This is a genomic window from Mesobacillus harenae, assembly GCF_013343715.1.
GTDB lineage: Bacteria > Bacillota > Bacilli > Bacillales > Cytobacillaceae > Mesobacillus_A > Mesobacillus_A harenae.
In genome coordinates this window covers 43,970-58,054 of record NZ_JABUNR010000007.1, presented here as the reverse complement: position 1 = coordinate 58,054, position 14,085 = coordinate 43,970, and the positions used below count along the sequence as shown (strand labels likewise).

Genomic DNA, 14,085 nt, shown 5'->3' with positions numbered 1-14,085 from the left:
CACGAATAGAAAAAAGAGGGGATAGCTGTATTGCTAGTGGCAGCAAGAATACTCATAACAAGCCAGCTTAATCAAAAGCTGAATAAGCGCATTTAAAAGTAAGCGTTTACAAAGGAGAATCTATAATGAGGCACCCATACTTAACAGATGAACATGAAATATTTCGCAAATCAATGAGAAAGTTTCTTGAGAAAGAAGCATATCCATTCTATGACAAGTGGGAAGAAGACCGAATGGTTCCACGAGACTTTTGGATCAAAATGGGCGAACAAGGATATCTTTGTCCTGATATTGATGAAGAATATGGAGGAAGCGGAGTGGATTGGGCCTTTTCGGTTGTTATTAACGAAGAGCTTGAGCGAGTCGGCTCCGGCTTGGTAGGGTTAGGACTTCATAATGATATCGTTGTTCCGTATCTTAACTCGTATGGAACTGAAGAACAAAAAAAGCGCTGGCTGCCTAAGTGTGCCACTGGAGAACTAGTTACAGCAATCGCTATGACAGAGCCGGGAACAGGATCTGATTTAGCGGGTATTCAGACGACTGCTCTTTCTGACGGTGACGATTATATTGTAAATGGGCAGAAAACGTTTATCACAAATGGAATTCAGGCAGATTTAATTTTAGTGGCCTGTAAAACTGACCCAAAAGCGGTCCCAAAACATAAAGGAGTCAGCCTGCTTGTTATTGAACGGGATTCTCCAGGATTTTCGAGAGGCCGAAAGCTTAATAAAGTTGGGTTGCACTGCCAGGATACCGCCGAACTGATTTTTGAAGACTGCCGGGTGCCAAAGGAAAATTTAATCGGATCGGAAGGGAAAGGCTTTCTATATTTAATGGAGAAGCTTCAGCAGGAGAGGCTGCTTGTGGCAATTGCTGCCCAGACTGCCTCCGAAGTGATGCTCGAACTGACGATAGAGTATGTGAAAAGCAGGGAGGCATTCGGACGGCCGGTGAGCCAGTTTCAAAATACACAGTTTAAAATTGCTGAAATGGCCACAGAAGTGGAAATGGGCAGGGCCTTCCTTGACCAGCTGATTGCTGAACATATCGCAGGTATCAATGTTGTCACTAAAGTATCAATGGCCAAGTGGAAGCTTACCGAGATTGCCAAGAAAATTTCGGGAGAATGCATGCAACTTCATGGGGGCTACGGCTATATGGAAGAATACGAGATTGCCAGAAGGTTTCGGGATATCCCTGTTGCAAGCATCTATGCAGGGACAAATGAAATTATGAAAACTATTATTGCAAAAAACTTGGGACTCTAGGATATTTGAAAATATTTACTCGTTCATCTTTGGCGCAGACATACTCTCTAAAAATCTTTGGGAGGAATAGACATGGCAACTACTATTGGAAGAATCTTTGATTTAACGGTAAAGAAATACCCGAACAAGGAAGCCCTCTATGATGTGAGAAAAAATGTCCGCTACACCTACAGTGAATGGAGCAGAGAAGTAGATAGGCTGGCAAATGCACTTTTAAAAGAAGGCGTGAAAAAAGGGGATCTCGTGTCGACATTTCTGTTTAATACGGAAGAACTGGGAACCGCCTATTTTGCTTGTGCAAAGATTGGTGCAGTGTTTAATCCGATTAACTTCAGGCTTATGGGAGAAGAAGTATCCTATATTTTATCTGATGCCAGACCTAAAGTAGTCTTGTTTGAAAAGGCACTCGAGCCAGTCATTTCCTCCATTGAAAAACGGTTCCCGCAAATTGCCTTCTGGTTTATTGATGAGGATGCTCCAGCATATGCAGCGAGCTACCACGATAAATTGGCGGATGCAGATGAGTCTGCGGTTCAATCAGAAGTGAACGAAAATGATTTGTACGCAATTATGTACACGAGCGGGACTACGGGACGGCCTAAAGGGGTCCTTCATACGCACCGTGATATGGCTGAGCAAAGCTTAATTGTTATCAGTTCGACAAGACTGGAAGCAACGGACTGCGGACTAGTTACGGCACCAATGTTCCATTGCGCTGAGCTGCACTGCGCATTTTTGCCCCGTGTCCATGTCGGGGCAAGCAATATAATCCTGCATCATTTCGAGCCTAAAAAAGTGCTTGAGCTAATTGAAAAGGAGAAGGTGACGAAGTTTTTTGCAGCGCCGACGATGTGGAACATGCTGCTGCAGGAGGATTTGGAGCTTCATGATATAAAAACATTAAAACTTGGACTTTATGGTGCTGCACCTATGGCACCAGCGCTTGTTCGGGCTTGCCATGAAAAGCTGGGAATAAAACTTGTGCAAGCATACGGGATGACTGAAATGGGGCCAGCCATTACATTTTTATCAGAGGATGACCAGCTGTCAAAAGCAGGCTCAGCCGGACAGGCCTGTCTGAATCATGAGATCCGCATTGTCAGGCCTAATGAAAACGGTCCTTCTGAACCGGAAGATGTTGTGCCTTCCGGAGAAACAGGTGAAATAATCGTTAAGGGGCCTTGTATGATGAAAGGCTATTATAATCGCGATGAAGCATCAAAGGAAGCCTTGTATAAAGGCTGGTACCATTCGGGGGATATTGGCTACTTGGATGATGAAGGATTTCTCTGGGTAAAAGATCGCGTTGATGACATGATAATTTCGGGTGGTGAGAACATTTATCCACGTGAAGTGGAGGATGTTCTGTATGAGCATAAGGGTGTCCTTGACGTAGCTATTGTAGGCCAGCCTGACGACCGCTGGGGAGAAACAGTTACAGCATTTGTTGTGAAAAAGGATGCAGCGCTTGCGGAATCTGAGCTGGATGAATGGTGCAAAGCCAGTGACAAGCTTGCCAATTACAAGCGGCCAAGGAGATATATTTTCTGTGATGCACTTCCAAGGAATGCTAGCGGAAAGATCCAAAAGTTCATGTTAAGAAAACAGATGGAAGAGCAGGTCTCCCATGGCCCAACATCCTAACAGTAGAGAAGGACTGTTCTAGAAGAAGCTAAATTCGAAAGAAGATTATCAGGACTAAAGCAGATGAATTCTGAAAGGGGAAATCGCTTATGATGAACGTACCTTTAACAGTTGGATCACTTCTAGAGAGAGCAGAAAAGTTTTTTCCGAAAAAACAGGTCATTTCAAGGACATTATCCGGAGTTCAAAGATTCAGCTACAAGGAGATTGGCCAGCGCACCCGCAGGCTCGCCAGTGCTTTAGAAAAACTAGGTATAAACCGTGGTGATAGGGTTGGAACATTTGCCTGGAATCATCACCGCCATCTTGAGATCTATTTTGCAGCACCAGGAATGGGGGCTGTCCTTCATACAATCAATATCAGGCTGGCTTCTGAGCATGTTACTTACATTGTTAATCACGCTGAAGATAAGGTTCTCTTCGTTGATGAAGATCTGCTCCCTCTTTTGGAACGTGTCAAAGACAGCCTTAGCTCGATAAAAGCGTTCATCATTATGACTGACAAAGACGAGCTGCCCGAAACAAGTCTGACTCCAGCCTATTCGTATGAACAGTTGTTGTCTGAGGGGGATCCGGAATTCGAATTTGTTAAAGACATAGATGAGAATGCTCCTGCTGGAATGTGTTATACATCAGCGACAACCGGAAACCCAAAAGGTGTGGTTTATTCACATCGTGGAATCGTTCTTCATAGCTATGCGATGGGCATGGTCGACACAACAGCTCTTTCTGAATCAGACGTCTGCCTTCCTGTTGTACCAATGTTCCATGCGAATGCTTGGGGAATGCCCTTTGCAGCGACATGGTTCGGAACTACCCAGGTACTGCCTGGTCCTCAGTTCACACCAAAGCTGATTGCTGAATTGATTGAACAGGAGAAAGTTACGCTCACAGCCGGGGTACCGACTATCTGGCTGGGCCTTCTCAATGAACTGGAAAATGGCAGCTACGATACGAGCTCTTTACGGGCAATCGTCTGTGGTGGTTCTGCGGCTCCGCGTGGAATGATTAAGGCATTTGAAACGAAGTATAAAATCCCATTCCTTCATGCTTATGGAATGACTGAAACAACGCCGTTAGCAACTGTATCCCGGTTAAAAAGCTACCAAACCTCGCTTAATGAAGAAGATATGCTCGATATTCGCTCTAAGCAAGGCCTTCTTGTTCCAGGTCTCGAAATGAAGGTCGTCTCTGCGGAGGGAGAAATTAAATGGGACGGCAATGAGATGGGAGAGCTGTTATTAAGAGGTCCATGGATTGCTGATGAATATTATAATGACGAGCGCTCAAAAGATGCCTTCCGGGATGGCTGGCTCTATACAGGAGACGTCGCGACCGTTGATGAAGAGGGTGTTATTAAGCTTGTGGACCGGACGAAAGACTTAATTAAAAGCGGTGGAGAATGGATTTCGTCTGTGGACCTTGAGAATGCTTTAATGGCACATGAAGCAGTTTTTGAGGCAAGTGTGGTAGCTGTCCCTCATGCCCAATGGCAGGAACGTCCAATTGCCTGCGTAGTTCTAAAAGCACCTTATAAAGATAAAGTTGATAAACAGGAAATTATGGACTTCATTGCGCCCCAGTTTGCAAAATGGTGGCTGCCGGACGATATTATATTTATGGAAGAAATTCCAAAGACATCTGTCGGTAAATTTTTAAAAAGGGCCCTCCGAGATCAGCTGAAGGATCATTTAGTTCAGAACTAAAACCAAAAAAGGTAAGGTGAATGAATTGATTATTAATAGACTGCAGGCAACTCGCGAGGACTTATATTCAAGTATCGATGGATTATCGAATGAGCAGCTGAACCGAAAGCCAGCCGAGGATCGTTGGAGCATTTCCCAGGTGTTATACCATTTAGCTCAGACTGAACGCTTCTTTGTATCATTGTTAGAAAAAGAAGGCAGCAGTGACGAAGGGCCTGTTAAAGAAAGAAATTTGGAGAAGTATACAGATCGTTCAGTAAAAGTAAAAGCTCCAATAGAGCCGAAATCAGATTACTTTACCTTTGAGGAACTTGCTGCAAGGCTTGATCGGGCAAGAGATAATACAGCAGCTTTTTTAAGCAAATCAGATGATCAAACACTTGCTTCAAAGTCTCTTCAGCATCCGGTGCTCGGTCCTTTAAGCCTAAAGCAGACTGCAGAGTTTATCGGAATCCATGAAAAACGGCATATAGCACAGATCGAAGAAATCAAAGCAGAATTAGCTAGTACAGAGGTTAATTAGAAGTCCTGAAAAAGGGCGGGCCGGGTTGTCGTGCCGCCCTTTTAAATTTTTACTTTGCACAAAGCAATTTGAAGAAAGAAGAAAATGATCGTGAAAAAGGAGATTAATAAAATGAAAGCCTTGTCTGACTGGTTTAGTGAAGGACTATCAAAAGAGGAATACATAAGTGGAATGAAGATCAACCGTGAAAACCTTCTCTTTATCTATAATTCCTTTGAAATGGGAGCAGAGCAGCTCAGTTTCTTGCGCGGTCTCCAGAAACAGGAGCTTAAGGCATTGGTTTTGACAGCGGATTGGTGCGGGGATGCAATGGTGAACCTGCCCATATTTATGAGAGTGGCTAACGAAGCTTTAATTGAAGCAAAGTATTTCATCAGGGATGAAAATCTAGAATTAATGGATCGGTACTTAACGAATGGAAAGTCCCGTTCGATTCCGATAATTGTATTTATGGACAGAGATGGGAATGAAATTGCAAGCTGGGGACCGAGGTCGGCGCTAGCGGAAGAGATTGTAGGGCAGCTGAAAGAAACCTTGCCGTCAAAAGAGGCGCCGGGTTATGAGGCTGCATTTAAAGAAATAATTCCTAAACTCACTGATCAGTTTAAAACAAATCTCAGTTTATGGGAGGATATTTCCTTAAGTATAGAACAAAGACTAAAAAAGCTTATAGAATAAAAAAACAGGAGCTTTAACCAATGGGTTTAGCTCCTGTTTAAATTATTGCACAATTATTTCCTCAACTAAATGGTCATGCAGTTTATCTTTTTTCAGGTGTGTAATTACATGGTAACGTCCAGCGGCTGGGAAAACCTTGGCAGCCTGATATTGGCCAGCCTTTCCGGAAACTTCAGCTGCATCAATATACTCATGCTTTGTTTCCTCATCACCCCATACTTCAAATCGCACACTAGCATCTGAGAGGGGGTTTCCATCCTGGGAGATGCTTACTGTTAATAGTGTTTGTTCACCTGCGTTAATTTCACCAGTGGTTTGAACGATTGATACTCCGGAATGATGATGATGGTCCTCGTTCGTTCCATCATCTGCACTCTTATGGCTGTGCTGCTCTTGAGCTGTATCGGTCTCCTGAGAACCGACGGTAAACTCCAGACTAGGCATATTATGCATGTCTCTTGCAGTTACGTGTGCAATCACTGTGTAGACACCTGTCTGATCAAATCTTTTCTTAACAGAATAAATACCATCACTTTGATGATTTCCCTCAAGCATGATCCCCTCTTCCAGACCTTCTGAGGTGATTTCAAATTTGACACTGTCAGCATCTTCAACAGGCGTCTCACCTTGTGTAACGACTGCATCTATTGTAACCTCTTCTCCAGTATTGATCTGTTCTGGATTTATACGGACTTCCACTTCAAGCATTTCCGGTACTGTTTCGGGCTCTCCAGCCTGATTGGATTCACCGGAGGTTCCGCATCCAGCCGCTATAAACACCAATAAAATATAAGGTAAAATTAATCTGTTCATTTAACATACTCCTTCAAATCATTTTAATTATAGACAACTTAGCTATATAGGAAAGGCTACTTCATTTATTCAGTAAGGGTGCCTTTCAATAGTGACGATTTTATGACTTTTAACCATTTTTTAAACAACAGGTATTATTATACGTTAAATAAACAGGAAAAGTCCCTTGTAAGACTGAAGAACAGGCTTCTCTCTGGAGTATTCTAATTATTTAAAAAGCAACTAGAAAGAGGTATGATAATAGTATTCTAATTCGAGATGCGAAAAATATTATCCACCTACTCGGGAGCCTTTGAAGATAAACGGGTATAAAACCACTGCGGAGGCCTTATGAGATTATGAAAACCATTTTTACCTTCTTAAAACCATACAAGCTGCCAATGGCGGCTGCACTCTCATTGATGCTGATCGAACTTGCAGTTGAACTGGCTCAACCACTATTGATGGCCAAGATTATTGACGATGGGATCATGGAAAGGGATATGCATGTCATCATCATTTGGGGAGCAGTCATGATGGCTGCCTCAATCCTTGCCTTTGCCGCGGGGATTACAAACTCCTTTCTTGCAGCACATTCAAGCCAGAATTTTGGATTTGATATTAGGAAACATTTATTTGAAAAAGTACAATCATTTTCATTCGCCAATTTTAATACATTTTCCAATGCCTCACTCATAACAAGAATGACCAATGATGTGAATCAGCTGCAAAATACCTTATTTATGAGTCTGCGGATCGCAATTCGTGCTCCTTTATTGGTGATTGGCGGTATAGTGATGGCCTTTTTGGTCAATGTCAAACTGGCATTGATTTTTGCCATTATAGTGCCACCTTTAATTATTTTTTTAGTATGGGCAATGAAGAAAGCAGCAGGTCTGTTTGGAAATGTACAGAAACGCTTGGATAAAGTGAACGGAGTTATGCGCGAAAACCTGACTGGAATGAGGCTGATTAAAGCTTTCGCAAGAGGAGAGCATGAGGAAAATAGATTTGAAGAATCTAATCAAAACTTAATGGCTGGCACAGTAAAAGCCCTGCGTTTAACGGAAACCACAATCCCAATCTTGCTGTTTGTCATGAATCTTGGAGTTATTGTAGTCCTTTGGTATGGTGCAGCAGAAATCAATACAGGGGGAATACAGGTAGGAGAATTAGTTGCTATCGTCAATTATGCTGCACGAATTACAACTGCTTTTTCAATGTTTTCTTTTATTATTATGGTGTTTTCTAGGGCAGGGGCTTCAGCCCGCCGGATATCCGAAGTGTTTGAAGAAGATGTTGATTTGAAAGATTCTGGTGACATGATCTCCAATAAAGGAATGAATGGGCAGATTGAATTCCGGTCTGTATCCTTTCATTATCCGGAAAGCACGATACCTGTTTTAAAGGACATAAGCTTCAAGGTAAACTCTGGTCAGACAGTGGCTCTAATGGGAGCAACAGGATCAGGGAAAACCTCCTTGTTTCAGCTGATTCCCAGGTTATACGATGTGACTGCCGGTGAAGTTCTTGTTGATGGACAAGATGTCAGGGATATTCCGCTCGAGACACTGCGCATGCAATTGGGTTATGTTCCGCAGGAAGCCTTGCTTTTTACTGGAAGTGTGAAATCAAATATTGTTTGGGGCAAAGAAAATGCAACGGATGAAGATGTGAAAACAGCAGCTGAAAATGCCCAGATTCATGAGACCATTGAAAAATTACCGGAAAAATATCATACACTTTTAGGCCAAAGGGGAGTAAATCTGTCAGGAGGGCAAAAGCAGAGGCTTTCTATTGCCAGAGCACTGGTCAGGAGGCCGAAAATCTTACTTTTAGATGACAGCACAAGTGCGTTGGATTTAAAAACAGAACGAAAGCTGCTTGCAGCCCTTAAGGGGTATACGTGTACAACCTTTATTATTACGCAAAAAATCAGCACAGCCATGAAAACGGATAAAATTCTGCTTATCGATGATGGCAGCTTGCTGGCGGAGGGCAGCCCTCAGGAGCTAATGAAAAACTCAGATCTTTACAGAGATATTTATCAATCCCAGTTTGGAAAGGAGAGTGCCAATTAAATGAGAAGTAATAGGCACTCTTTCCAGTCTAAATCAGAAAAACCAAAAGGGGAAGTACTCAAGCCTTCTAAACTGGGCGGAACATTAAAGAGAATTTGGGGGTTTTTCTGTCCAAAAGGGCATGCTCTTCTTGGTCCTGTTGATGGTGGCGGCCAGCTCAGCACTCGGACTGCTGGGCCCTTACATGATCGGGATGGCAATAGATGATTATATTGTCGAAGGCAAGTCAAATGGGCTGTTCACTCTTTTGGCTGGCTTAACAGCCGTTTACCTTTTACACTCTCTTGCACTGTGGCTGCAGAACTTCTGGATGATTGGAATTGCTCAGAGTACAATATACCGAATGAGAAGCCTTTTATTTCAGCACTTTCACAGCCTGCCGATCCACTTTTTTGATAAGCGGCAGCATGGAGAGCTAATGAGCCGAGTTACTAATGATATCGAAAACGTTAGTACAACACTAAATAGTTCTATAATACAAATTATTTCCAGTGTTTTGACACTAATCGGAACGATTGCCGTAATGCTATGGCTTAGTCCATTATTAACCCTGGTGACACTTACGATCGTCCCCTTAATGTTCTTTGGGATGAAATGGATTACCGGAAGGACAGGCCGTCTCTATAAAGAACAGCAGCTAAATCTAGGGGAGTTAAATGGTTATATTGAAGAGACCATTTCCGGACAAAGGATAATTAAAACGTTTTCTCAGGAACATCGTGTTGTCGGAGAATTTTTACAGAAGAGTGAACGCTTAAAGCAGGCTGGCTATTGGGCACAAACTTATGCCGGATTTATTCCTAAGCTGATGACCGTGCTAAATAATCTGAGCTTTGCCATTGTAGCGGCGGTTGGGGGGATCCTGGCTTTAAATGGATCCATTTCAATTGGTATAATTGTTGTGTTCACTGAATATTCACGACAGTTTACTAGACCTCTTAATGACTTATCCAACCAGTTTAATACACTTCTGTCAGCCGTAGCTGGAGCCAATCGAGTGTTTGCTATATTAGATGAGGAAGAAGAAAGTTCCGATGAAAAGGGGGCTAAAAGTGTCTCTCTTTTAAAGGGGGAAGTGGAGTTCAAAAAAGTTACCTTTTCATATGGACAAGAAACTGATGTCGTTTCCGGTCTCAACTTTCGCGTTGCCCCGGGCGAAACTGTTGCACTGGTAGGGCCAACGGGCGCCGGCAAGACAACCATCATTAACTTATTGTCCCGGTTTTATGAACCAGATGATGGTACGATCCTGATGGATGGATACGAGCTATCAAGGATTAAGCGAAATAGCCTAAGAAAGCAAATGGCTTTTGTCCTGCAGGACTCGTATTTATTCCAGGGAACAATTAGGGAGAACATCCGCTATGGGCGCCTTGATGCTGATAATGAAGAAGTTGAAGAGGCGGCGAAATTAGCCAATGCGGACTCGTTTATTATGAGGCTTCCTCAAGGATATGATACATTATTAGACCAGGAAGGCAGCGGAATTAGCCAAGGCCAAAGACAGCTTTTATCAATTGCAAGAGCAATTCTTACCGATCCCTCCATTTTAATACTCGATGAAGCCACCAGTAGTATTGATACAATAACAGAATTAAAAATTCAAGAAGCGCTTCAAAGATTGATGAAAGGAAGAACATCCTTCATTATTGCACACCGGCTGAATACAATTCAGCAAGCAGACCAAATCCTAGTAATCGAAGAGGGGAAAATCATTGAAAAAGGTTCACACAAAGAGTTACTAAACCAGAAAGGGTTCTATTCAGAGCTGTTTAACAGTCAGCTAAAAGGCAATGCCAATTCTTTTGTCCCATCCCCAGAAGGCAGCTAAAGGCATATTGATAAAATAATAAATTAATAGTTGACATATGTGTCAAAGTATAATAAAATCAGTCTCAACGAATAATGATTAAAACATTCAGAAAATTATATATAACTCTTATCCAGAGAGGCGGAGGGAATAGGCCCTATGATGCCCGGCAACCTTCAAGGTGATCCTTGAAAAGGTGCTAATTCCTGCAGGCGAAATTCGCCTGAAAGATAAGGGGAGGAATTCAGAGCCCTCTTCTTATCAGGAGGGCTCTTTTTAATGTGTCACAAGCTCCAGGGGAGTTACTCTAGATGTGAAGATCAGTAATTGGATGTGTGGTAAAAATTTCACTTTATGGTTGACTTTACCGTTTAGGTCAACTAAGATTAGTTTTATAGATTAAACAATTAACGCATTAATTGAATAAAGACTCTTATCCAGAGAGGCGGAGGGAATAGGCCCTATGATGCCCGGCAACCTTCAAGGTGATCCTTGAAAAGGTGCTAATTCCTGCAGACGAAATTCGTCTGAAAGATAAGGGGAGGCATAAAGAACCCTCTTCTTATCAAAGAGGGTTCTTTTTTCATTCCAGTTAATTGGAAGGTGACAGGCACCATCCAATTATCTGGAAGGAGATACTGTGTTTGAACTAAACCAAGTAAACAGGTTTATTTAGAAGGAAATAATAACGTTAGATCAGATAACCTATGAGGGGGAAATTTAAAATGACTAAGCAATTTGAAAGCTATGATTTGGAAACTGTTTTACTACACGGCGGGCAATCGCCTGATCCGACAACAGGGTCAAGGGCTGTACCTATATATCAAACTAGCTCTTATGTATTCCACAACACTGATCATGCTCAAGGCCTATTTTCGCTAGATGAGCCAGGAAATATTTATTCTAGAATTGGTAACCCGACAGTGGATGTGCTTGAAAAACGGATTGCCCTTCTGGAAGATGGGGTCGCAGCGGTTGCAACTTCATCAGGAATGGCCGCGATTGCCCTTTCAATTATGAATATTGCGAGTGCAGGAGATGAAATTGTAGCAGCTACTAATTTATACGGTGGTACATATAATCTATTTTCTACTACTCTTCCACGCTATGGAATTAAAGTTCACTTTGTAGACCCGAAGGACCCGGAGAACTTCCGTAAGGCTATTACACCAAAAACAAAAGCACTTTATGGTGAAATTATCGGAAACCCAAGCCTGCAGGTGCTGGATGTAGAAAATGTTGCAAACATTGCTCATGAAGCGGGGATTCCGCTCATTATCGATAACACATTCGCCTCGCCATATGTTTGCAAACCGATCACATGGGGAGCTGATATTGTCATCCATTCGGCTACAAAGTGGATTGGCGGCCATGGGACAACAATCGGCGGCCTGGTAGTCGATGGCGGGCGCTTCAACTGGAATAGTGAAAAGTTCCCAGCATTTACTGAACCTGACAAAAGCTATAACGGCATCCGTTATGCCTTTGACTTCGGAACATTGGCATTCAGCACTAAGCTTCGTGTACAGCTTTTGAGAGACTTTGGTTCATGTTTAAGCCCGTATAATGCATTCAATTTAATACAAGGACTAGAAACTCTTCACTTGAGGGTGGAGAAACACAACCGTAATGCACAAGAGCTAGCTGAGTATTTAAACGGCCACCCAGCTGTTGAGTGGGTTTCCTATCCTGGACTGGAAAATCACCAATCACATGAACTAGCAAAAAAATACCTGCAAAACGGCTTCGGTTCTATCGTGAACTTTGGAATAAAAGGAGGTCGGGATGCTGGTAAAAAGCTGATTGATAATGTTGCCCTTTGGTCTCATGTTGCCAATGTCGGGGATGCAAAGTCATTGATCATCCACCCTGCATCGACCACTCATCAGCAGCTGAGTGCTGAAGAACTTGAGTTAACTGGAGTTACAGAGGAATTAATCAGGCTATCAGTTGGAATTGAATCAATCAGAGATATAGCAAATGATTTGGATAAAGCGATCCACGCAGCGACTGGTCTTTCCTCCAATGGAGAGCAAGCTGAAATCACGGTAAATGATGAAGGTGTGATACGCTGGGCACTTCAATCTCCGTTCGTCAAAGAGGTTGTTGAAGGAAAAGAACAACAGCGGGCAAAAACCCTGGCGATTGTTGGGCTAAGCAGCAATCCATCGCGACCGAGCAACAGGCTGGCTCGTAAAATGCAGCGCCTAGGCTATAAAATTGTTCCAGTAAACCCACGTGAAACAGAGGTTCTTGGGGAGACGGCCTACCCTGATTTAGTTTCAATCCCATTTGCCATTGATGTAGTTCAAGTATTCAGAAGCCCTGAGGCAGCCATCGAGGTTGCTAAGGAAGCTGCAGTCGCGGACGTTAAAGTATTCTGGCTTCAAGAAGGCGTTATTTCTCCAGAAGCAGCAAGAATTGCTGGCGAAGCTGGATTAGATGTTGTTCATAACCGCTGTACCTATAAGGAAGCCCAAAGGCTAAGAGGTTCAATCGTTACTTTTGCTTGTGAGATCTAACTAAAAAATATTATTTCAAGGGAGAAACGATGATGAAAAAGTTAATTTACGTTTTATTGGCAGCAATAGTAACTATTGCAGCAGCAGGCTGTTCAAATAATGCAAGTGGAAAAGATCAGGTTAAACCTGAAAAAATAGTTCTGGATTATGCGTATTATTCTCCAGTGAGCCTTGTTTTGAAGGAAAATGGCTGGGCAGAGGAAGCATTTGAAAAAGAAGGAATAGAAGTTGAATTTGTACTTAGCCAAGGAAGTAATAAGGCCCTTGAGTTTCTTAATAGCAAAAGTGTTGATTTTGGGTCAACGGCAGGAGCGGCTGCTTTAATGGCAAAAGCCAAAGGATCTCCGATCGAAAGTGTATATATCTACTCTAAGCCAGAGTGGACAGCGCTTGTCACTACAGATTCCAACATAAAGTCTGTTAAAGATTTAAAAGGGAAAAAGGTAGCCGCTACATTAGGAACTGATCCGTATATCTTCCTTCTGCGTGCCCTGAATGAAGAAGGCTTAAGTGCTTCGGATGTGGAAATTGTCAACCTTCAGCATGGTGATGGAGCAGCTGCACTTGGAACCGGTCAGGTTGATGCATGGGCAGGTTTGGATCCCCATATGGCAAAAGTTGAATTGGAAACGGGAGCTGAGTTATTTTACCGTAATGCTGATTTTAATACGTATGGAGTTTTAAATGTACGCTCTGAATTTGCCGAAGAATACCCTGAGTATGTTGAGAAAGTTATTGAGCTATACGAAAAGGCCAGAGTGTGGGCGGAAGAAAATCCAGATAAAACAGCAGAAATATTAGCTGAACAAGCCCAGATTAAACCAGATGTTGCAGCGAAGCAGCTGGAGCGGACGGATTTATCAAACCCAATTCCGGGAGATGCTCAAATTCAATCGATTACAGCTGCGGGTGATGTACTGCAGCAGGGTGATGTTATTCAAAAGGATGCAAACGTAGAAGAGATCGTCAACTCGTTAATCAATCCGAAATTCGCTGAAAAGGTAATAAACAAATAATATCTTTCCGGGCGTAAAGCCCGGATATAAAACTAGGAGGTC

General features: G+C 42.7%; 9 protein-coding genes, 1 pseudogene and 2 riboswitches. Of the genes and pseudogenes, 9 read left to right on the top strand and 1 reads right to left on the bottom strand.

Annotation, left to right across the window (positions count from 1 at the left end; all coding sequences use genetic code 11):
* Positions 1-125: 125 nt before the first annotated feature.
* The 5 genes from HRJ06_RS10040 (at position 126) to HRJ06_RS10020 (ending at position 5,822) form a co-directional block, all read left to right on the top strand.
* A complete protein-coding gene (locus HRJ06_RS10040) occupies positions 126-1,271 on the top strand; it encodes an acyl-CoA dehydrogenase family protein (RefSeq protein ID WP_174732607.1) in 1,146 nt (381 codons plus the stop codon).
* Positions 1,272-1,343: 72 nt separating this feature from the next.
* On the top strand, positions 1,344-2,915 hold the full coding sequence (locus HRJ06_RS10035; RefSeq protein ID WP_174732605.1) for a fatty acid--CoA ligase: 1,572 nt from the start codon (positions 1,344-1,346) through the stop codon (positions 2,913-2,915).
* An 89-nt stretch (positions 2,916-3,004) separates the two neighbouring features.
* A complete protein-coding gene (locus tag HRJ06_RS10030; protein WP_174732603.1) occupies positions 3,005-4,621 on the top strand; it encodes a long-chain fatty acid--CoA ligase in 1,617 nt (538 codons plus the stop codon).
* Between the two features lie 25 nt (positions 4,622-4,646).
* Entirely contained in the window at positions 4,647-5,144 is a 498-nt protein-coding gene (locus tag HRJ06_RS10025) for a DinB family protein (RefSeq protein ID WP_174732601.1), read from the top strand.
* Positions 5,145-5,255: 111 nt separating this feature from the next.
* On the top strand, positions 5,256-5,822 hold the full coding sequence (locus tag HRJ06_RS10020; protein WP_174732599.1) for a thioredoxin family protein: 567 nt from the start codon (positions 5,256-5,258) through the stop codon (positions 5,820-5,822).
* A 42-nt stretch (positions 5,823-5,864) separates the two neighbouring features.
* On the opposite strand, the gene HRJ06_RS10015 is transcribed toward HRJ06_RS10020, so the two are convergent.
* Positions 5,865-6,635: a FixH family protein gene (locus HRJ06_RS10015; protein ID WP_174732597.1), complete on the bottom strand. Its 771-nt coding sequence runs from the start codon at positions 6,633-6,635 to the stop codon at positions 5,865-5,867.
* Positions 6,636-6,973: 338 nt separating this feature from the next.
* Between HRJ06_RS10015 and HRJ06_RS10010 the strand changes: the two genes are divergently transcribed.
* The 4 genes and pseudogenes from HRJ06_RS10010 (at position 6,974) to HRJ06_RS09995 (ending at position 14,043) form a co-directional block, all read left to right on the top strand.
* Positions 6,974-8,695, top strand: a complete 1,722-nt coding sequence (locus HRJ06_RS10010; protein WP_174732595.1) for an ABC transporter ATP-binding protein — start codon at positions 6,974-6,976, stop codon at positions 8,693-8,695.
* Positions 8,696-10,526, top strand: a pseudogene (locus HRJ06_RS10005) (ABC transporter ATP-binding protein).
* Between the two features lie 105 nt (positions 10,527-10,631).
* A riboswitch (SAM riboswitch) is annotated at positions 10,632-10,742 on the top strand.
* A 193-nt stretch (positions 10,743-10,935) separates the two neighbouring features.
* Positions 10,936-11,046: riboswitch (SAM riboswitch) on the top strand.
* Positions 11,047-11,230: 184 nt separating this feature from the next.
* Complete coding sequence (locus tag HRJ06_RS10000) at positions 11,231-13,027, top strand: PLP-dependent aspartate aminotransferase family protein (protein WP_174732591.1); 1,797 nt, start codon at positions 11,231-11,233, stop codon at positions 13,025-13,027.
* A 32-nt stretch (positions 13,028-13,059) separates the two neighbouring features.
* Complete coding sequence (locus HRJ06_RS09995; RefSeq protein WP_174732589.1) at positions 13,060-14,043, top strand: aliphatic sulfonate ABC transporter substrate-binding protein; 984 nt, start codon at positions 13,060-13,062, stop codon at positions 14,041-14,043.
* The last annotated feature ends 42 nt before the right edge of the window (positions 14,044-14,085 follow it).